This window comes from Micromonospora inositola (assembly GCF_900090285.1).
GTDB lineage: Bacteria > Actinomycetota > Actinomycetes > Mycobacteriales > Micromonosporaceae > Micromonospora > Micromonospora inositola.
The window spans coordinates 4842742-4867912 of record NZ_LT607754.1; the positions used below are offsets into that span (position 1 = coordinate 4842742).

Here is a 25171-nt window from a genome sequence, read left to right on the forward strand (position 1 = left end):
ACCATGGCACCGGAGCCGCTCTGGGAGGGACCCGACAGCGCCGTCGCCCGTCGGGTGACGGAGCTGTCGGATCAGTACCTTCGGGCCTATGCGGCCCATCCCGGACTGATCGAGGAACACGCCAACATCGAGCGGTCGATCACCCAGGGCGGCTACGGCCGGCGTCAGCTCTACGAGCTGATCCAGAACGGTGCCGACGAGCTGCAACGCGAACCGGGCGGCGGGATCCACGTCGTGCTGACCCCCGACGCGTTGTACTGCGCGAACCGGGGGACGGCGATCACGCAGGACGGCGCGGAGACCATCCTGGCCTCACATCTGTCCCGCAAGCGCGGGACCGAGATCGGACGTTTCGGGCTCGGCTTCAAGTCCGTGCTGTCGATCAGCGACAGCCCGGACTTCTTCAGCCGCAGTGGATCGTTCGGGTGGGATCGGCGCCACGCCGAGGCGACGATCCGCACCCACACGGGCACGACGGGGCCGACGCCGGTGCTGCGGGTGGCGCGGGTGCTGGACGCGGACGCGGCCCGCGCCGGCGACCCGGTGCTCGACGAGCTCATGTGCTGGGCGACGACGGTGATCCGGCTGCCTCTGCTCGAGGGGCACCTGGACCGGCTCGCCCAGGACCTGCGCGACTTCCCCAGTGACTTCGTGATCTTCTCCCCCCACATCGGCCGCTTGGATCTCGACGACCGGACCGGGCTCGTGCCACAGCGGAAGACCGTCACCGTCAGCGGAGACGGCACCGACCGGGTCGTCGTCGAGCAGTCCGGCGGCGCGGAGCGCACCGTTACGTGGAAGGTCTTCGAACGGATCCACCGCCCCAGTGAGCAGGCGCGCCGCGACGCCGGGGAGTTCCACGACCGTGACGAGATCCCGTTGTCCTGGGCCGTGCCGGTCTCCGGCGGCGGCCAGGGGACCGGTGCGTTCTGGGCCTTCTTCCCGACGACGTATGAGACGACGCTCAGCGGCATCCTGAACGCCCCGTGGAAGACCAACGAGGACAGGCAGAACCTGCTCAAGGACAACCTGTTCAACGATGAGCTGATGACCGCCGCGGCGGAGCTGATCGTGGACTCGTTGCCGGAGTTGAGCACCGACGAGGACCCGGCCCGCCACCTGCTGTTCATCACCGCCCGCGGCCGTGAGGCCCGCAACTGGGCCGACAAGGAATTGAGCGCCGCGATCTACCGGCTCGCCGCGCGGCGTCCGAGCCTGCCGGATCAAACCGGTCGTCTGCGCACCCCCACCGAGGTCCGGCTGCATCCCGCCCGGCTCGATCCAGAGTGGCTTTCGCGGTGGCGCGGCGTGCCCGGACGTCCCGACGACTGGTGTCATCACTCCGTCGAGGAGACGGTGCGGCGATCACGGGCGGAACAGATCCTGGCCGGAGCCGGTAGAGGGCCGGCCACGCTTCGGCACTGGTTGGAGGCCGTGGCGCTGCCCGGCTCCCCGCCGGGGACGGCGGCGGCGCTGCGCATCGTCGCGCAGATGAGCGACCGCAGGCATCCCCTGCTCGACGACGGTCACATCGCGCGGATCGTGCTCGTCGCCGACGGCCGGGTCCTGACACTGTCGGACCAGGTCTTCCGCCGCACACCGGGTGAGCCCGAAGCCGACGGGCTCACCTACATCGACCGGCGCCTCGACGAGGACCCGGAGCTCGACGAGGTTCTGACCGATCTCGGGATCTACGAGGCCGATGCCGCCGGGCGGCTGCTGTCCCTGCTGCAGAGCGACCTGTCGGATGCCGACGACGAGTCGTGGGAGACGTTCTGGGCCCTGACCCGACGCCTCGTCCCGTCCGTCGCCGCCGAGATGATCGACGAGCAGGGGTTCACCGCACGGGTGCGGGTCCGCGTCGGCTCGGGTGCGTTCATGGGGCTGCGTGAGTGCCTGATGCCCGGTCGCGTGGTGCTGGCCGGCTCCTCGGTCGCCGTCGACGTCGACTTCCACCGCGAGGATGTGGCGCTGCTGGGGCTGCTGGATGTGAGCGACGTGCCGAGGGAGTCCGACGATCCGGGCCGGGACGGGTGGCTCGACGAGTACCGACGAAAGATGATCTTGGCCTTCTACGCGTCACTGCCGCCGTCGGCGAGCAGGCCGGTCGAGCGCGGTATCAAGGTCGCAGGCGTCGCACCTGCAGGCCCCCTCGGATTGCTGACCACCCTCACCCCGTCGGAGACGGCGCGGTTCCTCCGACATGTGCCACCCGCCGGCGTCGTCACGACGTGGCACGTCACCGCGACCACCCGCGTCGACCGGCGGCTCGACGTGCCGTCGCCGCTGGTGTGGGCGGCGCGTCGCTACGGACATCTGCAGACCGCGTGGGGTCTCCTGCCCGTCGACGACAGTGTGGGTCCCGGGCTGGCTCTCCCGACGGGAGTGCTGCCGGCGGCCGACATCGGCGCCGACCTGGCGACGGCTCTGGGACTGCCGCAACACACCGACGAGATCGGCGAGGCCCGGTGGCGGCGGATGGTCGCTCATGCCGAGGAGCACCTTCAGGTCGAGCAGGTGGGTGAACTCTACGGGCTGGCCTGCTCGTATCTGCCCGTCGCGCCGCCCCGGATCCGTTGCCTGGTCGGCGCCGACCCGGGGTGGGCCGCGCCCGGCGAGGTCACCATGGCCGCCGACGCCGGGCAACGGCGGCGGCTGCGCGACCACGACGTCCCGGTGCTGCCGGTACCGCCGGAGGCGGTCGACGGGTTGAGGGCCGCGTGGGGTCTGTCAGTCCTCGACGACGTGCTCAGCAACGAGGTGAGGGCGGTTCCCGTGCGCGAGCCGGTGCCGGTGGAGGACCTGTTCCCGCGGCTGCGTTTCCTCCCGGGCCGGCCCCTGCACGGCGTGCGGGTCGTCGCGTGCAGTGAGTTGGAGGAGCTGGTCAGCGGGCCGAACGGGCGGCGGGCGCGGCCGGCGTCGGTGCTGAGGTCCGACGACGTCGTCTACAGCCTGGAACCCTATGACGACGCGACGTTGCTGCGTCGGCTTCGGGAGCGGTTCGGTCTGCAGTTGACCGATCAGCAGGTCGAGCAGATCTTGGCCCACAACGAGCAGGTGCGACGGGACGCGCGTCTGGTCGCCGTCCGTGACCAGCCCGACGACGCTGCTCGGCTGCTCGTCCTGCTCGGCGCCGACGTTCTGCGCACCCGCATCCCGCAGCCGGTCCTGGAGGCCGTGGCCGCCGCCGAGGGGCCGCTCGACGATCGCACGGTGGCCGAGCTCGCCCTGGATGTGTTCGGTTCCACGGTGCTGCGGGAGTACCGCAGCGACCTGGACCGTCTGGGTCTCGACGTGCCGGAGCAGTGGGCCGGCGGCCATCGGGCCCGTCGACTCGTGACCGACCTGGGCTTCCCCGTGACGTTCGCCGGGGAGCGGCAGCCTTCCTTGGAGGCCAGCGTCGTGGTCGACGGCCCGGCCGCGTTCCCGCCGCTGCACGAGTACCAGGAGATCATGGTGCGGCGGGTCCGTTCGGTCGCCGAGTCGCGGCCGCCGCTGCGCGGCATGCTGTGTCTGCCCACCGGTGCCGGCAAGACCCGCACCGCGGTCCAGGCTCTCATCGAGTCCATGCGCGACGAGGCGTTGCCGCGTTTGCGGCCGATCCTGTGGATCGCGCAGTCGGAGGAGCTGTGCGAACAGGCGGTGCACAGCTGGCAGAGCGCGTGGCGCAGCCTCGGCGGCGCCGCGCGGCTGACCATCAGCAGGCTCTGGTCCGGCAACACGGCCGATCCGGTCACGGACGGCTTCCATCTGGTGGTCGCCACCGACGCGAAACTGGCGTTGATCATCGACTCGCCGGACTACGAGTGGCTGCGGGACGCCCAGTGCGTGATCATCGACGAGGCGCACACGTCCCTGAGCCCGCGTTACACGTCGGTGCTGGCGTCGCTGGGTATCACGCCGCATCGCACGAGGTGCCCGTTGATCGGGCTGACCGCGACCCCGTTCATCGGCACCAATGCGCCGGAGACCGAGCGTCTGACCCGCCGCTACAACCGCAACCGGCTCGACTTCGACGTCGACGGGCGGGAGGTGCTGGCGCCGCGGCCGTACGAGAGCCTGCAGGAGATGGGCGTCCTGGCACGCATACGTCATCGTGAGCTGGACGGGGCGACCATCCAGCTGTCGGAGAGCGAACGCGCCGAAGCCGCGGTTCATCCGTGGCTGCCGACCAGCGCGGAGAACCGTCTGGCGGCCGATCAGGAGCGCACCGCGATGCTGGTCAAGGAGATCACGGCACTGCCGCAGCAGTGGCCGATCCTGGTGTTCGCGACCTCCGTCGAGCACGCCCACGTCCTCGCCGCCCTGCTCAATCGGCGGGGGGTGAGGTCGGCGGCCGTCACCGGGTCGACCGAGCATGGTCTGCGCCGGCAGACGATCCGTCGCTTCCGTGACGGGGAGATCAGGGTGCTGACGAACTACAGCGTGCTGACCCAGGGCTTCGACGCACCGGCGACGAGGGCGATCGTGGTGGCCCGGCCCACCTTCAGCCCGAACGTGTATCAGCAGATGATCGGGCGAGGTCTGCGCGGTCCCAGGAACCGCGGCAAGGAGGAGTGCCTGGTGCTGGACGTGGCCGACAACATCACCCACTTCGGTGCGGAACTCGCGTTCCGCGACTTCGAGTATCTGTGGCGTTCTCCGGGGTGAGGCGGTGTCTTCGCTCGATCGATCCGAGGTGGAGACCGCTCGTCGGTAACGCCGTGGGGGAGTGGCGCGCTTCTCCATGATGTACGGAGGATCGCGATCGTCGTGGCGGCCATCACCGGACCGATTTCGTTGACAAAACTCTACCCGTTTTCCGATGTTGACAATGTTAACAGCGGTGCTACGGTGAGCGGGCGTAGGGCACAAGCGCTCGGCCGGTCGGCCGGGCCGGGACATCCGGACGGCGGAGCCGTCAAGATCGAAGTCCGAGCGCGCATCCGGAGAATCGATGTCGCGTCGTGCGCCGCGTGTTCGTTCTGTTCGGCTCGAGGCGGGATCTGATGAGTTCTTCCACCCCATCGTCGTACGCGTCCGTCCGTGAGACCGTCGAAGCGCTCTCCGCCGTCGCGCTCCGGCATTACGAGATCGACGCCGGGATGGTCCAGGAGCACGCCAACGGCGAGCGACGTATCACCCAGGGCGGATACGGCGACCGTCAGGTCTACGAGCTGGTGCAGAACGGCGCCGACGAGATGCGAGGCCTGCCGGACGGTGAGATTCGGGTGATCCTCACCGACGACTACCTCTACTGCGCCAACGCCGGTAACCCGATGACCCCGGCAGGGGCGGACACGATCCTGCGCATGGGCGTCTCCCGCAAGCGAGGCGGGCAGATCGGCCGCTTCGGCGTGGGTGTCAAGTCCGTGCTCAGCGTCAGCGACACCCCCCAGTTCTTCAGCACCGGCGGCTCCTTCGGCTTCGACCGGGCCTGGGCCGAACAGACCATCCGAGCCGTGGTACCTGGCGCCGTCGACATCCCCATCCTGCGGATGGGGAAAGTCCTGGACACGGCCGGGGAGGCCGCGTCCGACCCGATCCTCGCCGAGCTGCTCGGGTGGGCCGCCACCGTCGTGCGGCTGCCGCTGCTACCCGGGAAGGCCGCCCGGCTCAGCCTCGACCTGCGCGGCTTTCCCGCCGAGTTCCAACTGTTCTCACCCCACGTCGGGTCGTTGATCCTCGAGGACCGCTCCGGGCCCCGCCCGCCGCTGGTCCGGGAGCTGTTCGTGCGCAACGACGGCAACCGCTTCACCCTCCAGAGCAGTGCCACCACGGGTAGGGACGAGACCAGCCGCTGGCGGGTCTTCACCCGCACGTTCCACCCCTCTGCGACCGCGCAGCAGGGTGCCGGTGAACTGCACGACCGCCCCCGGATCGACGTCTCCTGGGCGGTGCCGGAGGACAAGGGCCGCGGTGAGCGGGGCACCTTCTGGGCGTTCTTCCCCACCAACTACGCCACCACCCTGCGCGGCCTGCTCAACGCACCCTGGAAGACCAGCGAGGACCGGCAGAACCTCTACGACAACAACCCGTTCAACGAGGAACTCATCGAGCAGGCGGCGCTGCTCATCGTCGAGTCCTTGCCGGAACTGGTCGACATCGCCGATCCCGGCTCCTACCTGACGCTGCTGCCGGGCCGGGGAAGGGAGGCACCGCAGTGGGCCGACGACCGGCTGACCAAGGAGGTCTGGAAGACCACGGCGGTGCGTCCGTCGCTGCCTGACCAGCTCGGTGTGCTGCGCATTCCCGACGAGCTGTCCATGCCGCCGGAGAACATCCCCGCCCCCCTGATGCAGCTGTGGGTCGGCTACAGCGGGCGCCCGCACGACTGGACCCACCCGTCGATCGAGCAGCGCGAACGGCGTGCCCGCGCGCGTCTGATCTTCGAGACCGCCGGCTTGAGCGAGGCGCCGATCGTGCGGTGGCTGCAGTCGCTGGTGCACGACGGCACCGCCGAAGCGTCCATCTGCGCGATCCGCATCCTCGCCGGGCTGCGCCGCGAGAACTCCGAGCACGCCGACGCCGCGCGCCGGGCCCGGATCGTGTTGACCGAGTCCCACGGCATGGTCTCCGTCGACCACCCCGGCCTGTACCAGCGCAGCGGCCTCGACGAACTCGCCGACGATCTGATCTACGTCGACGCGACGGTCACCGACGAGATCGGTCTGCGCAGCGACCTCAACGAACTGGGGGTCCGGGAGGCGACGCCGATGGGCAAGCTCAAGGCGGTCCTGGACCGCGGTGTCGACGGCTACGGCGACAAGGACTGGCAGGCCCTGTGGGGGCTCGTGGGCCGGGTGACACCCCACGACGCCGCCGACGCCATCCGCAAGGCCCTCCCCGATCCCATGCGCGCGATCCGGGTGCGCACCATGGCGGGCCGGTTCCGGCCGCTGGCCGAGTGCCTGCTGCCCGGGCGGGTCATCCCCGCCGACGGCAGCCGCGACCAGGACCTGGTCGTCGACCTGCGCGTCCACGGCGCCGACCGGCCGGCTCTGACGGCACTGGGCATGTCCGACGTGCCGGAGATGAGCGTCGACCCACGCGAGGACGACTGGTTCGAGGAGTACCGCGAGTTCGCGTTGAAGCGTCTGAACGACAGCCTGGACAAGCACGTCCGGCTGCGCAAACTGTCCGCTCTCGAGGTCGACGGGACCACCCCGCCCGGCCCGCTCGGCGTCCTTACCGAACTCAGCGACGAAGGCAAGGCACTGTTCGTCAAACACCTGCCCGCCGGGCGACTGGTGCGCGACTGGACCGCCCGGGCGCACAGCAGCACGCTGCACGTCCCGTCGCCGCTGGTGTGGATGGTCCGCCAGCACGGCAAGATCGACAGTAGTCAGGGGCTGCTGCCCGTGCGCATGACGGTCAACCCGGGCCTGCAGGAGTACGACGACGTGCTGCCCGTGGCGAGCGTCGACCGCGATGTCGCCGACGTCCTCAACCTGCCGTCTACCGTCGACCGGATTCAGGAACCGCTGTGGCGGTACGTGGTGCAGACGGTAGAAAAGTCACAGGACGACGTGGTCCCCGGGAAGGCCTACGCGCTCGTCCTGCGCTCGGGCATCGAATGGCCCGGAGGCGAGACCCGGTGCCGGATCGGGGACACCTGGGGCACGCGACCCGACGACCAGATCTGCGTCACAGCCGACCGGGTCGAGTACGACACCCTCGTTATGGAGCGGGTCCCCGCACTGCTGGCACCTACCGTGACCGACGTCGAGAACATGGTCGAGACGTGGGGGATGCTGCGATACGCCGACGCCGTCAGCATGGAGATCCGCACCGCCGAGGAGACCGAACCGGTCGCCGTCGTCACCGAGTTCCCGCACTTGGCCGTCCTGCGCAGCCGGCTCGCCAACGGCTGGTCCTACGTGGTGTGCGGCGAACTCGACGAGGTGAAGCGCACCCCCGCCGGCATGCGGACGACCCCGCTGGAGTCGGCGAACCGGGACCGCGTGGTCTACGTGCGCCACCCCGCCGACGAACGGCGCATCCTGCAGGCCGTCTCGAAGGAACTCGACCTGCGCCTATCGCCCGCCGAGGTGCAGAAGATCCTCGACATGCGGGAGGAGGCCAAGAACCAGGACATCCTCAAGCAGGTCCGCGCCACGGACAGCGACATCGAGAAGATCCTGCTGCTCGTCGGCGCCGAACGGCTGCGGCGGGGACTCCCTGAGGGCCTGCTCGCCTGGGAACAGGCGCAGAGGGGCGCAGTGGTCGAGGACCTGCGCATCGCCGAGCTCGCGTTGCACGCCCACGGGGACGCCATCCTGCGTCACCACCGCGGCGACCTGAAACTGATCGACGAGAGCCTGAAACTGCCGTTCACCGGGGACACCAAGTCCCGGCAGAAGGTCGCCGACCTCGGATTCGACGACCGGTACGCGGGCACCAAGGAGGAGACCCCGCCGCCGCTGGAGACCGCCGAGGGACCCACGCCGCACTACCCGCTGCACGACTACCAGGAAGTGCTCGCCTCCCGAATGCTGCAGCTGCTGATGCAGAAGCAACCGATGCGGGGCATGCTCAGCCTCCCCACCGGTGCTGGCAAGACCCGTGTCGCAGCCGAGGCCGTCATCCGCTACCTCAAGACCTTCGGCGCCGATGGCCCGGGCCGGCCGATCCTGTGGATCGCCCAGTCCACCGAGCTGTGCGAGCAGGCCGTACAGAGCTGGAAGTACGTCTGGGAGAAGAGCGGCCTCGGCGGCACCCGCCTCAGCATCAGCCGCTTCTGGAACAGCCGCGACGCGACCCAGATCACCGGCAACCCGCACCTGGTCGTGGCCACCGACGACCAGCTGACCGCCCGGCTGCACCAGCCTGCCTACCAGTGGTTGCGCGAGCCCCTGCTGGTGATCGTGGACGAGGCCCACGGATCGACCACCAAGGGCTACACCGCGCTGCTCGAACAGATGGGCATCACCCACCACCGCCTGACACGACCGCTGATCGGACTCACCGCCACCCCGTTCCGCGGCAAGAGCACCGACGAGACGAAACGACTGATCGTTCGCTACGGCAGCAACCGACTCGACGACGGAGCGCTGGGCGAGAACCCCTACGCCCGGCTTCAGGACATGGGCATCCTCGCCCGCACCGACCACGCCGTCCTGGAAGGCGGCGAGCTCGAACTCACGTCCCAGGAACTGCACATGATGTCCATGGGCCGAGGCACCCTCCCGCCGAACGCCGAACGGCGTCTCGCCGAAGACCACTCCCGGAACCGGACCCTGATCAATGCTCTACTCGGCCTCGACCGGGAATGGCCGGTGCTCGTCTTCGCCACCTCCGTCAACCACGCGCGGTTCCTGGCGGCCGTCCTCAACGACCAGGGCGTGCACTCCGCCTCCGTCGACTCCGAGACACCCACGAAGCGGCGGCAACAGATCATCGAACAGTTCGGCAAGGGCAGGCTCAGAGTCCTCACCAACTACGGCGTCCTCCACCAAGGCTTCGACGCGCCGGCGACCCGAGTCGTCGTCGTGGCACGGCCCACCTATAGCCCGAACGTGTACCAGCAGATGATCGGTCGTGGCCTACGTGGGCCCCGGAACAACGGCACCGAGCGCTGCCTGATCCTCAACGTGAGAGACAACGTGATCAACCATCAGCAACAGCTCGCCTTCACCGACTTCGAGCAGATGTGGCGGGAGGCCTGAGCCTCCCCACCTCCGACGCTGGCGAATGCCCCTGTGGGGGCACCCGATACGGCGCGGCGGATGAGAACGCCCTGATAGGGGCCCTCGACGACCGTGGACGAGGCCGAACCGGCCGTCTTCGGAAGCCTGTCGGACCGCCTTACATGGTCGACTCTAGCCAGCACCCTGGGCGCAGGGCCAGGGCGCCTCAGCTGTGCAGCGCGGCTCCGTCGACGACGGGTTCGTAAGTCGTCTCTACTAGACGCTTCACGTGGACCAATGCAGCCAGATAGGCGCGTGTCTCGGGGTCGGTGGAGTAGAGGATCGTGCCGCGCATGCCTCGGGTCATCAACACCTTGTAGGTGTTCCGGATCAGCCGGTCCGCCTCGAAGTCGCTTAGCTGCTTCCGACTGCGGAAGGCCGGGTCTTTCGATTCCGTCCGCTGGGTCACCAGCCGGCCGTCGCGGGCAACGAGGTCGGGCCCGATGATGACGCCCGACCACTCGTACTCGAAGCCCTGGGCCGTGTAGACGCACCCCACCTGGCCGAAGCCGTTCGGGTCGGTGGCCCAGAACGCGCTACCCGGCGCGTCACCGACGCTGCGGTCGCTTTTAACGTTCCAGGGCCGGGTCCAGCCACCGACCTGCACGTCCGGGACCAGGGAATCGTCCGGTCGCGGGTCGCTCCACGGCCAGCAGTAGCCCGCGGACATGCGAGCGGTCTCTCCGGCGGTCTGCTTCGCCTGCAGGAACGCCTCCATTTCCTCCGGCGATTCCGCCAGCCGCAGGTCGAACCGACCGTCACCGGTCCATACCGACGGCTCACCGCCATCGAGGCCGAGCAGGTCGAGGACCCACTCTTCGTACGCCTCGCTGCCGCCGCACCGGAACTGGTCGTGCAGCGACACGACCTCCACGTCCAGGTTGAGCTGCTTTGCGTACGCGGAGATGACGTCGACGCTGCCGAGCTCGCCCGGCTTGACGACCTGGTGCTCGTCGAGGAGGAAGACCGGTACCCGAGCGGCGGCGATCAGCTCGTCGATCTGCGGGCGAGCCTTGTCCCGCTTCGCCTTGGGCGTGAAGCGGTTGACCGACGTCTCCCGGATCCGGTGCGCCTCGTCGCAGATCAGCACGTCAAGGCCGTTCCGCTCGGCCGCCATGAAGCTGTTGAAGTAGCCGAATAGATTCTTCAAGCGGGTTGAGCCCTTGCCAGCGTATCTGCGCAGGGTCTGGGTGAACGAGCGCGAGCCGGTGGCGTGCATGACCGAGCGCTGCTGGCGGGCCAACTCCCCGAGAACCGACAGCGCGATCACGCTCTTGCCGCTGCCCGGCCCACCCGACACCACCACGACCGACTTGCGGTCCGCGGCGCGGGCGCGCTCCACCGCGTGCAACACCAGCTCGTACGCCAGGCGCTGCTCGTCCAGCAGCGTGAAGTGCGACCGTTCCTTCAGCTCCTGCGCCGCGTACGTCAGCAGATGCTTGCTGGGCCGGACGGCGCTGGTGAGGAAGCGGTCGGCGGCGGCCGCGCCCGACGTGGGCGCCAGGTGGGTGCGGAGGTAATCGAGGAACTGGCCGCGCCGCTGCTTGGTGAAGATCCGGCTCTGCTCGGTCGGACGGCGCGCGAAGAGGTCGTTGACGTCCCGGTCGACGGCGTTGTGCAGGTACGCGGCGCCGACGATCGGGCTGCGCCGGTGGGAGAGCACGCCGAGGAAGTCGGTGAGGTACTCGCAGTAGTCACCGACCTGGACGCCCGGGTGGAGGCGCGGCCCGCGCGCATGCTCGACCAGGACCAGCCGGTCGGAGCCCTCGTAGGACTCCGCCTGCGACCATTGCTTCAGCTCGACCACCACGTAGGAGTCGTCGGCATTCTTGGGGTGCACCCCGGCGAGCACCACGTCGACCCGCTTGCTGGTCAACGGGAGTTGGTACTCGACCAGCATCTCCACCTGCCCCAGACCCGCATCGGCGAGATCCTGCGCCAGCATGGGGAGGCTGCGTTCCCAAGACCGGCGCTCGCTGGGGCTCACGGCGTGCCCGACCTGTTCGGCGATCCGATCGGCGAGGGTGCCGCTGGTGGCCAGGCGCAGGAGACCGTCGGCGGAGGTGCGGAACGCTGACAACAGTTGCCCCCGGGCAGCACGAAGTGATCGTGCGCATGGGGGGCGTGTCCGGCGACAGCCGGAAGCCCGTCGAAACGCGCTTCTATGAGGTGGACTGTAGCGAAGAGATCAACTCCTCGCATGCCCGCTCACCGCTTGGCGGCGGACCCTTTCGACTGATGGACGGGATAGCGGACGGCGACCTCGTCGAGCTTGGTGAGGGCTGCCTCGACCAGGTCGATGCCGAGGACGTCGGCGAGTCGGGTCAGATAGATCATTACGTCACCGATCTCGGCCCTCACCCTGGCAGCGGCCTCCGGGTCTTCCATCACGGCGGCCGCCTGCTCGGGAGTGAGCCACTGCAACTCGGCCAGCAGCTCGCCGACCTCGCCGGCGAGGGCCATGGCGAGGTTCTTTGGCGTGTGGAACTGCTGCCAGTCCCGCTCCTCGGCGAAGGCCCTCACCTGAGTAGTCAGGTCGCTCACGGTAGAGAGGCTCTCATGCGACGGGTCCTCAGGCTGGACCGCCCAGGAGCCATCAGTGGCGCTCTCACTGCTATCAGCCGCACTCTTCTCCGATGAAGCCGGGAGCGCTGGCCTGCGTTACAAAGCTGGCCCAAGCCGTCGGCGTGAACGCCAAAACTGCGCCAAGCTGGTCTTTGGAGTCACGTACGGCGACTATGCCGGGGAGGTTGGTGGCGACCTCGACACACTCGCCGCCGTTGCCACCGCTGCGGGTGCTCTTGCGCCAGACGGCGCGCGTCAGGTCAGTCATGTCGATGCTCCCCGATGATCCTCTTGATCGTGTCCCTTGATTCTGCCTCACCTTGCGACAGTCGAGCTGCGCTGTTGAAGGCGTCTTCATATGCCCGCAGCTCGGCAGGTTTGTCGAGGTAGAGCGCACCGGTGAGCGACTCGCTGTAGACGACGGACGGTTCAGGTGCGGCTCGGCCGCCCTTGGTGGTGGGGAAATCCAGGATGACGAACGAGCCGGCGACGGCCCCGATGTGCGGCCCGGCGGCGAGCGGTACCACCCGCAGCGAGACGTTGGGTCGATCGGAGGCTTCGAGAAGCCCGTTGAGCTGCCCGATCATGACCGCCTGCCCGCCAACTCGCCGCCGCAGCACGGCCTCGGAGATGACCGCGTCCAAGCGGGGCGGTTGCGGCAGCCGACGAGTCAGCAGGTTCTGCCGCTGCAGGCGCACCTGCACGGCGTGCTCGCGTTCCTCATCGTTCGCCGACGGCTGGTCGACGCACGCCAGGGCCTGGATGTACTCCCGGGTCTGCAGTAGGCCCGGGATGACGGTCTCCTGATACTGCCGAAGGGAAGCGGCGGCGGATTCCAGGCCGACGTACAGCTCGAACCAGCTCGGCACCGCGTCCCCGTACGCGTGCCACCAGCCCTTCGACTTCGTCTCTGCGGCCAGCCCGCGCATCGCCTCGGTCATCTCCGCCGACACGTGGTACAGCTCGCACATCGCCTTGACGTCGAGCACCCGGACCGCGCCCAGGCCGCACTCGATGCGCCAGATCTTCTGCCGGCTGTATTCGAGCGCCTCGGCGGCGGCGTCGAGCGTCACGCCGGCCTCGGTGCGGAACTGGCGCAGGAGCCGGCCCAGCTGCCGGCGCGGCACGGTCGATCCGATGTCCTCTGCCATCCGAGCACTCCCTGATTCCGTCCTGCAACACTGCGTGACGCCGCACTGCAACACGTACAGGTTTCAGTAAAAGAAGTCAATACTTCTGGCAAGAATTCTGCCGTGGAACGTTGCGCTTCCACTTCGCACTGTCACATGCTGACTACAAGGACGCGGCCCGGTGCGGCGCCGACGGTAGCTACCAGGACCGACAAGCACAGTCCATGAGCAGCCCTGGTGCCGTACCGCTGATCGAAGCTGCGGTGGCAGGGCGGGGTGGGTCCGCCGGTGCGGGGAGGGCGGGTGGCCCACCCCTTCCAATCACGACGAGAGGCAGGCCAGCGAATGAGCGTCCGCAACCAGCGACCGACGCGGGGGAGCGCAGCGACCTACCGCTCCGGCGCGTACACCAGTCTGCTGCCGTGGCAGGTGCGCGAGCGCAGCTTCAAGCTGGTCGGGCTCGGACGCCGCGGCCTTGAGCCCGACGACGTGTACGCCTTCCTCGACCGGGTCGCCGGCGACCTGGCCGCCGTCTACGCGGCCCTGGCCGCCAGCCGCCGGGAGACCGGCGTCATCAAGGACGCGCTGCGCCGCTGGCAGTCCGACCAGGCCCGCGCCCGCGACGCCCGGGGAAACGAGCGGTGACCCAGCGGTACGTCATCCACCTGCCGGTCGTCGCGACCGACCTGCTCGCCGCGCAGCGCCTGGCCCGGGTGGTCGGCCGCTGGCTGCTCGTGCTGCCGCAGACCGACCCGGGGGAGACCACCGTCTCGGCCGAGGACGACCAGAACGTACGCCATCGGGTCTTCTGTGACCTGCTGATGCCTGGCGGCCGGCGCTGCCTGCTCCGCGCCGACCACGACGGCCCCTGCACCCGCCGGCTGCGCCGCTGACAACTCCGCGGGCGTGTCGGTTGTCCGTCACGTCGCTGGCCGCGTCTGGTTGGTCTGGTTCCGTAGCGCGGTGGATCTCATCGACCAGCCCAGGAACTGGGGAAGCGCTGGTGACCGTGATGCCCGGCGTGGACGAGGACCACGGTCACAACGTCCTGTTGGAGTAGGCTAGGGAAAGTGGTCGTCTGACCATGTTTCTTGACTCAGGGTGGCCAACCGCCGGGCATCGCCTGTTGTTCATGGTTTCGTCCGGCGGATCGCATTTGGCAGGGCACCGAAGTCGCCGCAGCGGACCGCCATCCTGACATTGTGTGGGAAAGGTCGACATGTCCGACAAGTCTCCCCAGAAGAGCAGTATGAAGAAGCCAGCCATGACTTTGAAGGAAAAGCGGGCGGCGAAGAAGGCCAAGCATGCGGACAAACCTTCGGCGATCCCGCCAACTGGCCACTGAAAGAACGGTACGACCGCCGCTCGCGCGAGCTAGGAAACGGTGATGCCGAGTTTGCCGAGTGCACCGGAGAAGTCGGCGAGTGCCTGGGGCACCTCGGCCAGGTCATAGCGTCTGGTGATCGGTACGCGCAGTCGACCGGCTACGACGTCGCTGGCGAGCCGGTCGAGGGTTGCCGGCTGTGGGCTGGCCATGATCGAGGTGGCGGCCGGGTGCTGGTCGGGGCCGAAGCCGATGGTGGAGGCGAGGCGCCCGTCGGGGGTGAGCAGCCCGGCCAGCTGCGCGCCGTCGCCGGCCAGGTGCACCACCGCGGGTACGCCGTCCGGGGCGACCGCCCGGACCTGGCCGCTGAGGTCGGCGGTGTGGTCCACCGCCTCGGCAGCGCCCAGCTGTCGTACGAAGTCGGTGGCGGCACCGGGGCGAGCGGTGGCGATGACGCTCAGCAGCGCGATGAATGTCCGCGTAACCGACGTCCGCGCGGTCTATGAGCAGTGGCGGTCACGGGGTGGCGAGTTCCTGACCGAGCCAAGGACCACGGCGTGGAGATCCGGTGCTACCTCCGGGATCCGGACGGCTACCTGATCGAGCTTGGTCAGGCCACCGGGATCCTCGCCGAGATGGGTCGGGCAGCTTCCGCCTGAGCCTGACGATCGGCGCGGCCGGCAGTCCAGGTCATGGCCAGACCGGCCGTCGTGATCGGGCCCATGGTGATCAGGCGGCGGGTACCGTGAACGTCGTGGAGGATCTCGGCGCGAAGGTCTCGTACCTCGCGCTCGCCGTCGGCACCCGGGTCTACGACGTCGACTCGGCACCCGTCGGCGTGGTCGAGCACGTGGTCGCCGACGAACGGCAGGACATCTTCCACGGCGTCATCGTGGCACCGCCCGGGCCGGACCAGTCCCACCGCTTCGCCCACCGGGAGCAGATCGCCGACCTGTACGAGCGGGGCGTCGTGCTGTCGGTACCCGGTGCCGAGATGCACGAACCGGGCGACGACCCGCCGGTAGGAGTGGTCGAGAACGCGGATCACAACCCGGTGCAGGCGGACCTGCGCCGCGCCTGGCAGCGGCTGAGCCGACCCCGCTGAACCGTGCAGCCGGAGTTCACCCGCCACCTGACGGGCCGGTCGCACCCGGGTTTCAGGCTGATCGGGCAGCGTCGGTGATGTGCGCGATTACGGCCGAGTAGTCCCCGTCGCCGAGGCCGGCTTCCTGGGCTGCCACGACCCATTGCCGGGCGGCGGCCGCGACCGGCAGTTCGACACTTGCCGACTCGGCGGCAGACAGGACCAGATCGACGTCCTTACGGGCGAGTGACAGCGCGAACCGCAGCGGGAACTGACCGGACTCGATCGCTGGCCGCCGCCGATCCGCTTGCGAGCCGACGGGAGTCGCGGACAGGACCTCGAACGCGATGTCCCGCGGCAGCCCAAGCCCGTCCGCGAGAGCGAGCGCCTCACCGAGAACAGCGAGCACCCCGAAGAGGGTCGAATTGGCGACCAGTTTGGCGGCCGCGCCGGCACCGAGCGGCCCGACATGCTGCGGCGAGCCGAGCGCGCCCAACACCGGCATCCACCGTTGGACAAGCGGCTCCGGCCCTCCGACGAATATCCGCAGCGAACCCGACTCGGCCTCCGAGACGCTGCCCAGCACCGGCGCATCGAGCAGGCCAACGCCATCCGGCAGCATCCCTGCCAACCGTCGCACGGCAGCCGGCCCGACCGTGGACATCTCAACGAGCGTCGTCGACGCGGTGACACCGGCGAGGATGCCCTGCGGGCCCTCGGCCACATCTTGGAGGGCCGCCGGGTCGGACAGCATGGTGATCACCATGTCGGCGCGGCGGGCAGCCTCTGCCGGGCTGTCGGCAGGGACCGCGCCACGCGCCACAAGATCGCTGGCCCGCTGCGGCGTGCGGTTCCAGACAACGAGGTCATGGCCGGCATCGAGCAGCCGGCCCGCCATCCGGCTACCCATCCCACCCAGACCGATCACAGCGACCGTGGCCATGGCCCCATCCTGCCAATTTCCCCTGAGCAATGCCGCATGCAGCGCCGATTCACCTCAGGTGCGTTCGTAGACGACGGCCGACGCTGACCTACGGGGGTGGTGTGGGTGGACAGGTTGTCCAGCAACACATGGATCTCTCGGCCGGCATGCGGGGCGACGGCCTTTTTGAGGAAGGCCACGAACGCGGCTCCGTTGTGGCTGGGCATGCAGTCACCGACGACCTCGCCGGTGTTCATGTTCAAGGCGGCGAACAAGTTGGTCGTGCCGTGCCGCACGTAGTCGTGGATGCGCCGCCGACACCTCCGTGCTGGTCATGAGCGCAGGGAGCTCAGCACGCTGCTCCGCCGTCAACTCCCCCCGAGTGCCAACCACACCGTCGTCACGTAGAGACAACAGCATCACGTGACATCAGCCGCCGCTGACGTGGCGGAGGACGGCCAGGACCCGGCGGTTGTCGCTATCCGAGGACGGCAAACCGAGTTTCGCGAAGATGTTCGCCACGTGCTTCTCCACGACTCCGGAGGTGATGACAAGAGCCGCCGCGATCCCGGCGTTGGATCGTCCCTCGGCCATCAGCGAAAGCACCTCACGCTCCCGGGGGGTCAGCGACGCCCTCCCGGCCGTGTCCTGCCCGGCCCGCATCAGGTGGCCGACCACCTCCGGATCCAGCGCGGTGCCACCGGATGCCACCCGGGTCAGCGCGTCCACGAAATCGGCGACGTCGGCGACGCGGTCCTTGAGCAGGTATCCGACGCCGGTCGGCCGGTCGGCGAGCAGGCGGGTCGCGTAGCGGGTCTCCACGTACTGGGAGAACACCAGCACACCGACGTCGGGATGGTCGCGTCGGATGTCGATCGCGGCGCGCAGTCCCTCGTCGGTGTGCGTCGGTGGCATCCGGATGTCGATGATGGCTACATTCGGTACGCTGGCGGCAATCGCGGACCGCAACGCATCCGCGTCGGCCACCGCCGCGCATACCTCGAAACCGCGGTCGGTGAGCAGCCGGACCAGCCCCTCGCGCATCATCGCGGCATCCTCCGCGATCACCACCCGCATGTCGTCGCCTCCGTTCACACGTGTGTGGGCAGCTCGATCTCGACCCGGGTCGGACCGCCGGTCGGACTGTGTACGCGCATCCGGCCGTCCACGACGGCGATGCGGCGGGCCAGGCCGGACAGGCCGGGACCGTCCGGGTTCGCCCCGCCGATGCCGTCGTCCTTGACGGTCAACATCAGGCGCTCGCCGGATCGGACGACGCCGAGCCCGATACGGGTCGCCCGGCTGTGTTTGGCCGCGTTCGCGAGCAGCTCGGAGGCGCAGAAGTACGCGATGGTCTCGATCGCGGGCGCCGGGCGGTCGGGCAGCTCGACGTTCACCGCGACCGGGATGGCGCTGCTCGTCGCGAGCGTCGCCAGCGCGTCGCCGAGACCGTTGTCGAGGACCGGCGGGTGGATCCCGCGCACCAGGTCGCGCAGGTCGGCGAGGGCATCCTTCGCTCCGCGGTGGGCGAGCGCGACCAGTTCGCGGGCCTGTGCGAGGTCGGGTGGCGGGCCGTCGCCACCGAGCTTCTCGGTCGCCATGCCGAGGTTCATCGCCAGCGTGGCCAGCCGGATCTGCGCGCCGTCGTGCAGGTCCCGTTCCAGCCTACGCATCATCGCGGCCGCGTCGTCGATCGCGCGGGCCCGGCTGACCTGCAGTTCGCGTACCCGCTCGGCGAGCCGACGCGGACCGAGCAGCCGTCGCATCGCGGCAAGGTCCAGTGTCGTACCGGCCCGCATCAACCACGGTGCGACCAGCAGCATGGCGAGGCCGGCCGCGGCGATGAGGAACGTTCCGGCGAACGTCCGCGTACCGATAGTGCCGAACGGCGTCAGCGCCCACACCGGTCCGAGGCGCGTTCCGGCCGGGTGGTTGCGAAACAGCGGCCACCACACCGGGTAGCTGAGGTTGACCAGGCCGAACACGTAGCAGAACGCGCCGTAGCCCTCGGGGATGGCCAGTGGCACCTTGAGCAGGCCGTACCCGACGGCGCGCCAGCCCGGTCCGTCGGAGACCACGGCGCTGATCCGCTTCGAGAGCCGGGGCGGCGGGGCGTCCACGTGCACGTCGAGCAGCCGGTCGGCGAGTGAGCGATGCACGGCTCCCATCGCGCGCCCGATCGGGGCGGCCAGCACGACCAGGAGCGCGATGGTGAGCGGAAACAGGACCAGGAACACCGGTGCGACGGTAGGTGCGGGCTGGTTGGACATGGCTCCGGTCGCCCAGAGGATGAGGACGCCCAGGGCCGGCACGATCGCCGGTACGCTCAGGATCGCGGCCGCACTGACCACGCCGACGACGCAGAACACCGCCCGGCGCAGGGCCAGTGTGGTGAACGAAGCGCGCAGCGTGGTCATCAGCCCATTGTCGCTGGTCACGCGTCGCGATGGCGGAGCAGCATGCCGCCGCACAGAATCGCTACCGCCGCGTACCCGCACATCAGCAGCGCGCTGATCCAGCTGGAGAACAGCCCCGGTACCGGCGAGGTCACCGCGATCGAGTTGAGCAGCATCAACAGCGGGACGAAGCGGCCGACCCGGATTCCGCTCTCGCCGAAGAGGCCGGCCACGATCATCGGGACGAACATCAGACCGAACAGCGTGCCGATCGCGGCGCCCGAGTGCCGCACGATCGTCCCGATGCCGACCCCGATCAGCGCGGTGACGCCCAGATACACGCCGGTCAGCACGACCGCGCGCAGGATCGCCGGGTCTCCGAGGGAAGCGGCCGGGATGGCGGTGCCGCGGATCGCGAGCTGCCCGCTCAGATAGCCGGCGAAGCTCGCGACCAGGCCGACGGTCAGAGCCGCGCCGCCGCACACGGCGACCTTCGCGGCCAAGACGATCCGACGCCGCGGGACGGCGGCGAACGTCGAGCGGATCATCCCGGTGCCGTATTCGCCGGTCACCATCAGGACGCCGAGCGCTCCGAGGAGCAGCTGGGCCACAATGGCGCCGCCGAGGCTGTTGTTCAGGATCTGGGCGGCGGTGGCGACCGGGGTGTGCGATCGGTACCCGAGTCCCACCCCGGCCCCGGCCGCGGCCATCGAGACCACCGCAGCGATCGCCAGCCACCACGTCGACCGGACGCTGCCCAGCTTGATCCGCTCCATCCGGGCCGCGTGCCGGAATCCGTACCCGTTCATGACGCTCCCACTCCGCGATAGTCGGTGGCCTGTGAGGTGAGCCGGAAGAACGCGTCCTCCAGGCTGTCGTCGCCGGCGGCGAGTTCGGCGACGGTCGTCTCGGCCAGCAGCCGGCCGCGGCCGATGACCACCAGCCGGTCGGCGGTCAGCGCCATCTCGGCGATCAGGTGGCTGGACACAAACACCGTCCGGCCTTCGGCGGCGAGTCCGCGCAGCAGGTCCCGGATCCAGCGGATGCCCTCCGGATCCAGTCCGTTGACCGGCTCGTCGAGCAGGAGGACGCCCGGGTCGCCGAGCAGGGCCACAGCGACGCCGAGCCGCTGGCGCATGCCGAGCGAGTACGTACCGGCACGCCGCGTTGCCGCGTCGGACAGACCGACGATGCGCAGCGCCTGCTCGACCCGGGAACCGGCGATGTCGTTGCTCGCGGCCAGCGCGGTCAGGTGCGCACGGGCGCTGCGGCCGGGATGGAACGCCCCGGCATCGAGGAGCGCGCCGACCGACTTCAACGGCCAGTTCAGGTCCGGGTACCGGACGCCGCCGATCAGTGCCTCGCCATGGTCCGGGGCATCCAGGCCGAGGATCATCCGCATCGTCGTCGACTTGCCGGATCCGTTCGGGCCGAGGAAGCCGGTCACCACCCCCGGCTGCACCTGGACGCTCAGCCCGTCGACGGCGACCCGATCGCCGTAGCGTTTCGTCAGCTCACGTAGTTCGATCACACGATCGACGCTAGGCAACGCCGTCGGCGGTCGGAAGCCGGAAACCATCCGACTCCGCCTGGAGGTTTTCCGCCCCCATCGCGGTCCCGACCCAGGCGTGTCGTCAAAGGGTTACCACCATTGCAGTAGCGCGGCGACCGTGACCGCCGCCTGGTACGAGGTGGCGGTCTTGTCGTACCCGGTGGCGACAGGGCAGACGAGCTGCATCGACAGCCGGCTGTGGGATCGTTCGGTACGTCAGCTCCAGCGAATCTGGATCTGTGATCGCCACTGGTCGACGACGTCGGATCGGCCCTCCGTGGCGATCTCGTCCGCCCGGTTCCAGAGGCTCAGGTAGACCTGCACCGCGGTGCCGGAGAACACCACGTCCGCCCGCTTGGCCTCCCCCGGGGTCGTCACGATCGGACCTTCGCTGATCCGTACCATCCAGGCGTGACCGGTGTCGTCGGTCCTCACCATCACGCTGTACGGCTCGACCGAGTGGAGCCGGCCCTTGCCTCGGGTGATGAAGCCGGTCAGAAGCTCATCGATCCCGTCGGCAGCCAGCACCGGATCGATGTCCACGTCCGACGCTCCCGGCCACCGTCCATGGACGGCCGAGATCGCGTCGACGCTGTGGATGGTCGTCTCGTGTGCCTGGCGCCGCGCCCAGAATCGGCGCGGCGGTGGGGCGTCCTTGAGGAACACCATCGCCTGGACGTCCTCCGCCCTCACATGCAATGTATCGACCAGGGTGGCGAGGCCGTCCGAGTACCAGCGGAGCAGATCGGCGGCGGCCTTGCCCTCGGCCTGTGAAGCTGAGGTGTCGTGGTCGGTGTCGCCGCGCAGGTTCGCCGCCGCCCATCTGTGCACCATGCCCTGATGGGTCACGAGCTCGGTGACATCCCAGCCGGGACATGTGGGGACCGTTGCATCGAACCCAGCTGCGGCAGCCGCCTCGCGCAGGGCGGCGCCGCTGCGGACAAGAGCCGCAAGGTGATCTTCCAAGCTCAGGTGTGTCGGCATGGCGGCATGTTAGAGGGCAACGCGATGGAAAAGCTTCCGGCATGTTCACCTCCCGCGCCCGGCGGCCGCGACGAAGGCGCACCGAGCCCCGGCTGTCTGGTCCCCGTGGATGTCCCAGCCGTGAGCTGCCACCAGGGTGATCTCCCCGATCGGCAGACCGAGTACGTCGGCGGCGTGCCGGTAGGGCTGCGGGGCGGGCTTGAGCGCGTGGACCTGGTCGCAGGAGATCGCCGCCTCGAAGTAGTCACTGAGGCCGGCGTTGCGCAGCTGGTTCTGCACGACGGGTGTCGGTGAATTGGTGAGCGTCGCCATGCGGGCGCCGGCTTCGGCGAGCAGGGTGAGCGCGGGCACCACGTCCGGGTGCGGCGGCAGGTCCTGGAGGCGACGCGCCAGTGCCACCGCTGCATCGGCGGGCAGCCCCCGGGCGAGCACGTTGATGACTTCGTGGTGGCGGGTGACCTCGTAGCGCGCCGGCGCAGCTTCGCCAACAGCTCGCCCTCCCGTCCCGGTCCGTAGGAATGTCGAGGATGTCGCCGTAGGGCGCCTTGGTGATTCGCCCGATCGGGATGAGGCAGGGTCACCCCCCGTCCCGGAACGCTGTCGAGGTACCGCGGCGCATTGAGGTCAGGGCTCGTAACCGGCGGTTCGACGGCGATCGGGCCCGGAGAGGAGAAATCAGGTGGAATACCAGGATTTCATCAACGCAGTGGCCACGCGGGCAAAGGTGTCGACCGATCAGGCGGCGACACTCACCCGCGCGACGTTGGAGACATTGGCAGATCGGATCAGCGCCGGCCAGGCCGAGGACCTTGCCTATCAGCTTCCGGAAGGGCTTGACGATCCCCTGCGCAAACCGCCACCGCTCAGAGGTAGAGGGGAACATGCCAAGTCGTTCGGGCTCGAAGAGTTCGTGCGGCGGGTGGGGGATCGCCCGGCCGTCGACCGTGCGCTCGCCGGTGCCGGTGTCGGCGCGGTGCTCACCACGCTACGTGAGGCTGTTTCCCGTGACGAGTTCGAGGACGCGATGGCCCAGCTTGAGAAGGAGTTCTGGCAGGTGATCGAACCGGTGGGTGCCGGTGGCCGGCGGCGCCCCGGCTCGTAGCACGCAAATCCTGACCGAGCCGAAGCTCCGCCTGGTTGATCGTCGGGTCAGTTCCGGGGCGCGAACAGCATGCGCGCCAGCATGAGCATCATCGCCGCAAGGCCGCCGACCAGGGCGAGCCAGGACCATGCCCAGCCGATGGTGAAGCCCAGCACCGCGAACGCCGCGATGGCGATCAGCCAGAGCGTGAGGGTGTACAGGCCGAACCGGGCGGCGGCCGCTGGGTCGTTCGTGAAACGGTCGCCGACTTCGTGGTGGGATGCGTGTTGCTGGAGTACCCACGGCTTGTGGCGGTTGGTCTGCGTGGCGCCGAGGCAGGTGAACGCGACGATTGACGCCACGATGGCGAGTGCGCCGCCGATCAGCCAGGGCAGTTCGGTCCCGATCAGGTACCGCCAGCTGGAGCCGGCGCCGGCAAGGGCGAGGGTCGCGGCGGCCCCGTATCCGGCGGCGCGAAGGCTGGGCATCGGATAGTTGGTGGTGGTCTCCTGCCGCAGGGCGTCGGCCACGATGATGCCGACGGGCAGCGCAACGGCGACGATCGCGGTGAGCTGCGCCGGCTCGGGCACCGCGACGTCGACCGCGGCCAGGACGAGGATGGCGAGCGCGGCGACCGCGATCGCCGCCAGGACGATCATGCGTACCAGGAACCCGGGGTTGGGTCGGACTCGGTGACGAGCCCACGCGGCGGCGGGCGAGTCGGAGCCGGTCTCCATCTCATCGATCAGGGATCGGACGTCGCCCAACTCGGCCATCGCGCGGCCGGTGGCGGCGGTCGGGGAGAGCCCGGCGCGTTCGAGGTCGGCTACCCGGGCCACCAGGTTGGCTCGGATCTCCTCCTTCAGGTCCTGGAGTTCGGCGGTCATCTCGACGCCTGCGAAGGCCTGGTCGAGGAGGCGGTGGATGTCCGTTGCGGTGTCGCGCGTGGTGCCGTTCGAGGCGGTCATGGCGATGCCTTTCCAGTGGTCGGTTGCCCGGGGTGGGTTATTCGCCGAGGTCGAGCAGAGAGTCGATGAGATCGCGCGTGACCACCCATGCCGCGACGTTGCGGCGGTAAACGGCGTGGCCGGCGTCGGTGATGCGGTAGTACTTCCGGCGCCCGCCCTTGGTCTCGTCGCCCCAGTAGGCCTCGACCAGTCCGTCCTTGACGAGGCGCCGGTAGCTCGCGTATAGCGTCGCTTCCTTGATTTCGTACGCCCCGCCGGTCGCGTCGCGGATCGTCTTGAAGATCTCGAAGCCGTAGCTGTCGCCGCGGCGCAGGACCCCCAGCACGATCGTGTCGGTGTGCCCGCGTAGCAGGTCGGCGGCGAAGGCGTCACCGAGAAGGGCGGCATCACTCCCGCTTCTCTCAAACATGGCATGTACTTTATCAGATCCAGTACTAGTCCAGCCATACCGCTTTTTCTTCGAACGGCGTGAGGCGGATGCGGAGCGGCGCGGTGGTTAAGCTGTACGGATGCAGGAGGCGGTGTCCCGGAGCGACCTCGATGTCTGATGCCGACGATGTCCGTCAGCTGGCGCTGGCGCTGCCTCACGTGGTCGAGATCGACAGTGAAGGCTTCGACTTCCGGGTCGCCGACAAGGGGTTGGTCTGGTCCTACCCCGAGCGCAGACCCGGTACGTCGCGCCTCATCCGGACCGATATCGCGGTGCTGTACGTCGGGGACGAAGCGGAGAAGCAGGCGTTGCTCCTCGGCGAACCCGAGCTTTTCTTCACCACGCCGGCGTATGACGGGTTGCCCTTGGTCATGCTGCGGTTGACGCAGGTGAGCGTCGATCGTCTGAAGGAGCTCGTCACCGACGCGTGGCGCATGCGTGCCCCGGACTCGCTCGTCGGTGACCTCGATACGGCACCGACTCGTTGAGCCCAGATCTGAGCAGAGCCGATCAGCAGGTCGAGGTAGCGCTCCTCCGATGCCGCAGTCGGAGCCTTCGGAAGGCCGCTCGATCGCTGTGTCTGCGCCAGCCGCGGCACGAACCCGGACGACGTGTACGCCTTCCTTGACCGTGTCGCCGGCGACATGGCCTCCGTCTACGCCGCTTTGGCGGCCAGCCGCCGGGAGACCGCCGTCATCAAGGACGCGCTGCGCCGCTGGCAGTCCGACCAGGCCCGCGTCCGCACCGACCGGGGCCACGACCGGTGACCCAGCGGTACGTCATCCACCTGCCCGTGGTCGCCACCGACCTGCCCGCCGCGCAGCGCCTGGCCCGGGTGGCCGGCCGCTGGCTGCTGGTTCTGCCCCAGACCGACCCGGGGGAGACCACCGTCTCCGCCGAGGACGACCAGAACCTCCGTATCGGTTCTTCTGCGACCTGCTGATGCCCGGCGGCCGGCGCTGCCTGCTCCGCGCCGACCACGACGGCCCCTGCTCCCGCCGCCTGCGCCGCTGACCCGGCAGACCGAATCGCAGCCAACAAGCCTGGGCCCAAGGTGCAGGCCGGCT

The 25171-nt window shown here is 69.2% G+C and carries 24 protein-coding genes and 2 pseudogenes; 11 read left to right on the forward strand and 15 right to left on the reverse strand.

Annotated features, from left to right (window positions below):
* The first annotated feature begins 3 nt into the window (after nucleotides 1-3).
* Together GA0070613_RS23030 and GA0070613_RS23035 are read left to right on the forward strand one after the other, a co-directional pair.
* A complete protein-coding gene (locus tag GA0070613_RS23030) occupies nucleotides 4-4650 on the forward strand; it encodes a DEAD/DEAH box helicase (RefSeq protein WP_089014191.1) in 4647 nt (1548 codons plus the stop codon).
* A gap of 338 nt (nucleotides 4651-4988) precedes the next feature.
* Nucleotides 4989-9647 carry a DEAD/DEAH box helicase gene (locus GA0070613_RS23035; RefSeq protein WP_197698961.1) on the forward strand — a complete coding sequence of 1553 codons (4659 nt, stop codon included), beginning with the start codon at nucleotides 4989-4991 and terminating at the stop codon, nucleotides 9645-9647.
* A 187-nt stretch (nucleotides 9648-9834) separates the two neighbouring features.
* Here GA0070613_RS23035 and GA0070613_RS23040 read toward each other — a convergent pair whose 3' ends face one another.
* The 4 genes from GA0070613_RS23040 to GA0070613_RS23055 form a co-directional block, all read right to left on the reverse strand.
* Nucleotides 9835-11748 (reverse strand): DUF2075 domain-containing protein, encoded by a 1914-nt coding sequence (locus GA0070613_RS23040; RefSeq protein WP_089014192.1) that lies wholly within the window; start codon nucleotides 11746-11748, stop codon nucleotides 9835-9837.
* A 128-nt stretch (nucleotides 11749-11876) separates the two neighbouring features.
* The gene (locus GA0070613_RS23045; protein ID WP_089014193.1) at nucleotides 11877-12212 is read right to left on the reverse strand and encodes a nucleotide pyrophosphohydrolase; all 336 of its coding nucleotides are present in this window, start codon (nucleotides 12210-12212) and stop codon (nucleotides 11877-11879) included.
* Nucleotides 12213-12285: 73 nt separating this feature from the next.
* A complete protein-coding gene (locus tag GA0070613_RS23050; RefSeq protein ID WP_089014194.1) occupies nucleotides 12286-12501 on the reverse strand; it encodes a DUF397 domain-containing protein in 216 nt (71 codons plus the stop codon).
* Complete coding sequence (locus tag GA0070613_RS23055) at nucleotides 12494-13384, reverse strand: helix-turn-helix domain-containing protein (protein WP_089014195.1); 891 nt, start codon at nucleotides 13382-13384, stop codon at nucleotides 12494-12496. Before GA0070613_RS23055 ends, GA0070613_RS23050 begins: the two co-directional genes overlap by 8 nt.
* 324 nt (nucleotides 13385-13708) lie before the next feature.
* Here GA0070613_RS23055 and GA0070613_RS23060 point away from each other — a divergent pair, with 324 nt between their 5' ends.
* The 3 genes from GA0070613_RS23060 (at nucleotide 13709) to GA0070613_RS32300 (ending at nucleotide 14708) form a co-directional block, all read left to right on the forward strand.
* Entirely contained in the window at nucleotides 13709-14008 is a 300-nt protein-coding gene (locus tag GA0070613_RS23060; protein ID WP_089014196.1) for a DivIVA domain-containing protein, read from the forward strand.
* Entirely contained in the window at nucleotides 14005-14256 is a 252-nt protein-coding gene (locus GA0070613_RS23065) for a hypothetical protein (protein ID WP_089014197.1), read from the forward strand. The genes GA0070613_RS23060 and GA0070613_RS23065 overlap by 4 nt, the downstream gene beginning before the upstream one ends.
* A gap of 311 nt (nucleotides 14257-14567) precedes the next feature.
* Nucleotides 14568-14708 carry a hypothetical protein gene (locus GA0070613_RS32300; RefSeq protein ID WP_157746464.1) on the forward strand — a complete coding sequence of 47 codons (141 nt, stop codon included), beginning with the start codon at nucleotides 14568-14570 and terminating at the stop codon, nucleotides 14706-14708.
* A gap of 29 nt (nucleotides 14709-14737) precedes the next feature.
* Here the strand turns inward: GA0070613_RS32300 and GA0070613_RS23070 are convergent, their stop codons facing one another.
* Nucleotides 14738-15157, reverse strand: a complete 420-nt coding sequence (locus tag GA0070613_RS23070; protein WP_089014198.1) for a zinc-binding dehydrogenase — start codon at nucleotides 15155-15157, stop codon at nucleotides 14738-14740.
* A gap of 87 nt (nucleotides 15158-15244) precedes the next feature.
* On the opposite strand from GA0070613_RS23070, the gene GA0070613_RS34505 reads away from it, so the two are divergent.
* A complete protein-coding gene (locus GA0070613_RS34505; protein ID WP_408630962.1) occupies nucleotides 15245-15346 on the forward strand; it encodes a VOC family protein in 102 nt (33 codons plus the stop codon).
* Nucleotides 15347-15441: 95 nt separating this feature from the next.
* The gene (locus GA0070613_RS23080) at nucleotides 15442-15792 is read left to right on the forward strand and encodes a PRC-barrel domain-containing protein (RefSeq protein WP_231929398.1); all 351 of its coding nucleotides are present in this window, start codon (nucleotides 15442-15444) and stop codon (nucleotides 15790-15792) included.
* 52 nt (nucleotides 15793-15844) lie between these two features.
* On the opposite strand, the gene GA0070613_RS23085 is transcribed toward GA0070613_RS23080, so the two are convergent.
* The 8 genes from GA0070613_RS23085 to GA0070613_RS23120 all read right to left on the reverse strand — a co-directional run bounded on the left by GA0070613_RS23085 (nucleotide 15845) and on the right by GA0070613_RS23120 (nucleotide 22024).
* Entirely contained in the window at nucleotides 15845-16714 is an 870-nt protein-coding gene (locus tag GA0070613_RS23085; protein WP_089014200.1) for an NAD(P)-dependent oxidoreductase, read from the reverse strand.
* Complete coding sequence (locus GA0070613_RS33665; RefSeq protein WP_408631012.1) at nucleotides 16696-17001, reverse strand: transposase; 306 nt, start codon at nucleotides 16999-17001, stop codon at nucleotides 16696-16698. Before GA0070613_RS33665 ends, GA0070613_RS23085 begins: the two co-directional genes overlap by 19 nt.
* A gap of 121 nt (nucleotides 17002-17122) precedes the next feature.
* Nucleotides 17123-17770: a response regulator transcription factor gene (locus GA0070613_RS23095; RefSeq protein WP_089016136.1), complete on the reverse strand. Its 648-nt coding sequence runs from the start codon at nucleotides 17768-17770 to the stop codon at nucleotides 17123-17125.
* Nucleotides 17771-17784: 14 nt separating this feature from the next.
* Nucleotides 17785-19110 (reverse strand): sensor histidine kinase, encoded by a 1326-nt coding sequence (locus GA0070613_RS23100; protein WP_089016137.1) that lies wholly within the window; start codon nucleotides 19108-19110, stop codon nucleotides 17785-17787.
* Nucleotides 19111-19127: 17 nt separating this feature from the next.
* Nucleotides 19128-19898 carry an ABC transporter permease subunit gene (locus tag GA0070613_RS23105; RefSeq protein ID WP_089014201.1) on the reverse strand — a complete coding sequence of 257 codons (771 nt, stop codon included), beginning with the start codon at nucleotides 19896-19898 and terminating at the stop codon, nucleotides 19128-19130.
* Nucleotides 19895-20620, reverse strand: coding sequence for an ABC transporter ATP-binding protein (locus GA0070613_RS23110; RefSeq protein ID WP_089014202.1), 726 nt, complete (start codon nucleotides 20618-20620; stop codon nucleotides 19895-19897). Before GA0070613_RS23110 ends, GA0070613_RS23105 begins: the two co-directional genes overlap by 4 nt.
* A gap of 237 nt (nucleotides 20621-20857) precedes the next feature.
* Nucleotides 20858-21625: a maleylpyruvate isomerase family mycothiol-dependent enzyme gene (locus tag GA0070613_RS23115; protein ID WP_089014203.1), complete on the reverse strand. Its 768-nt coding sequence runs from the start codon at nucleotides 21623-21625 to the stop codon at nucleotides 20858-20860.
* A 45-nt stretch (nucleotides 21626-21670) separates the two neighbouring features.
* The gene (locus tag GA0070613_RS23120; RefSeq protein ID WP_157746465.1) at nucleotides 21671-22024 is read right to left on the reverse strand and encodes an HAD-IA family hydrolase; all 354 of its coding nucleotides are present in this window, start codon (nucleotides 22022-22024) and stop codon (nucleotides 21671-21673) included.
* 280 nt (nucleotides 22025-22304) lie between these two features.
* On the opposite strand from GA0070613_RS23120, the gene GA0070613_RS23125 reads away from it, so the two are divergent.
* Nucleotides 22305-22727 carry a DUF2267 domain-containing protein gene (locus GA0070613_RS23125; RefSeq protein ID WP_089014205.1) on the forward strand — a complete coding sequence of 141 codons (423 nt, stop codon included), beginning with the start codon at nucleotides 22305-22307 and terminating at the stop codon, nucleotides 22725-22727.
* A 47-nt stretch (nucleotides 22728-22774) separates the two neighbouring features.
* Here the strand turns inward: GA0070613_RS23125 and GA0070613_RS23130 are convergent, their stop codons facing one another.
* Complete coding sequence (locus GA0070613_RS23130; protein WP_089014206.1) at nucleotides 22775-23674, reverse strand: permease prefix domain 1-containing protein; 900 nt, start codon at nucleotides 23672-23674, stop codon at nucleotides 22775-22777.
* 37 nt (nucleotides 23675-23711) lie between these two features.
* Nucleotides 23712-24083, reverse strand: a complete 372-nt coding sequence (locus tag GA0070613_RS23135; RefSeq protein ID WP_089014207.1) for a PadR family transcriptional regulator — start codon at nucleotides 24081-24083, stop codon at nucleotides 23712-23714.
* A gap of 131 nt (nucleotides 24084-24214) precedes the next feature.
* Between GA0070613_RS23135 and GA0070613_RS23140 the strand changes: the two genes are divergently transcribed.
* The 3 genes and pseudogenes from GA0070613_RS23140 to GA0070613_RS23150 all read left to right on the forward strand — a co-directional run bounded on the left by GA0070613_RS23140 (nucleotide 24215) and on the right by GA0070613_RS23150 (nucleotide 25118).
* A complete protein-coding gene (locus GA0070613_RS23140; RefSeq protein ID WP_089014208.1) occupies nucleotides 24215-24592 on the forward strand; it encodes an MmcQ/YjbR family DNA-binding protein in 378 nt (125 codons plus the stop codon).
* Between the two features lie 123 nt (nucleotides 24593-24715).
* A pseudogene (locus tag GA0070613_RS23145) lies at nucleotides 24716-24871 on the forward strand (DivIVA domain-containing protein); the annotation flags it as partial.
* Nucleotides 24868-25118: pseudogene (locus GA0070613_RS23150) on the forward strand (hypothetical protein). The pseudogenes GA0070613_RS23145 and GA0070613_RS23150, both read left to right, overlap by 4 nt.
* Nucleotides 25119-25171: the final 53 nt, after the last annotated feature.

What these genes read in the sequence shown, in the direction of transcription:
- GA0070613_RS23030 (WP_089014191.1), top strand. Translation starts at nt 4, where the DNA reads ATGGCACCGGAGCCGCTCTGGGAGGGACCCGACAGCGCCGTCGCCCGT.
- GA0070613_RS23060 (WP_089014196.1), top strand. Translation starts at nt 13,709, where the DNA reads ATGAGCGTCCGCAACCAGCGACCGACGCGGGGGAGCGCAGCGACCTAC.
- GA0070613_RS23130 (WP_089014206.1), bottom strand. Translation starts at nt 23,674, where the DNA reads ATGACCGCCTCGAACGGCACCACGCGCGACACCGCAACGGACATCCAC.
- GA0070613_RS23095 (WP_089016136.1), bottom strand. Translation starts at nt 17,770, where the DNA reads ATGCGGGTGGTGATCGCGGAGGATGCCGCGATGATGCGCGAGGGGCTG.
- GA0070613_RS23140 (WP_089014208.1), top strand. Translation starts at nt 24,215, where the DNA reads ATGTCTGATGCCGACGATGTCCGTCAGCTGGCGCTGGCGCTGCCTCAC.
- GA0070613_RS23050 (WP_089014194.1), bottom strand. Translation starts at nt 12,501, where the DNA reads ATGACTGACCTGACGCGCGCCGTCTGGCGCAAGAGCACCCGCAGCGGT.
- GA0070613_RS23035 (WP_197698961.1), top strand. Translation starts at nt 4,989, where the DNA reads ATGAGTTCTTCCACCCCATCGTCGTACGCGTCCGTCCGTGAGACCGTC.
- GA0070613_RS23105 (WP_089014201.1), bottom strand. Translation starts at nt 19,898, where the DNA reads ATGAACGGGTACGGATTCCGGCACGCGGCCCGGATGGAGCGGATCAAG.
- GA0070613_RS23100 (WP_089016137.1), bottom strand. Translation starts at nt 19,110, where the DNA reads ATGACCACGCTGCGCGCTTCGTTCACCACACTGGCCCTGCGCCGGGCG.
- GA0070613_RS23135 (WP_089014207.1), bottom strand. Translation starts at nt 24,083, where the DNA reads ATGTTTGAGAGAAGCGGGAGTGATGCCGCCCTTCTCGGTGACGCCTTC.
- GA0070613_RS23055 (WP_089014195.1), bottom strand. Translation starts at nt 13,384, where the DNA reads ATGGCAGAGGACATCGGATCGACCGTGCCGCGCCGGCAGCTGGGCCGG.
- GA0070613_RS23115 (WP_089014203.1), bottom strand. Translation starts at nt 21,625, where the DNA reads ATGCCGACACACCTGAGCTTGGAAGATCACCTTGCGGCTCTTGTCCGC.
- GA0070613_RS23085 (WP_089014200.1), bottom strand. Translation starts at nt 16,714, where the DNA reads ATGGCCACGGTCGCTGTGATCGGTCTGGGTGGGATGGGTAGCCGGATG.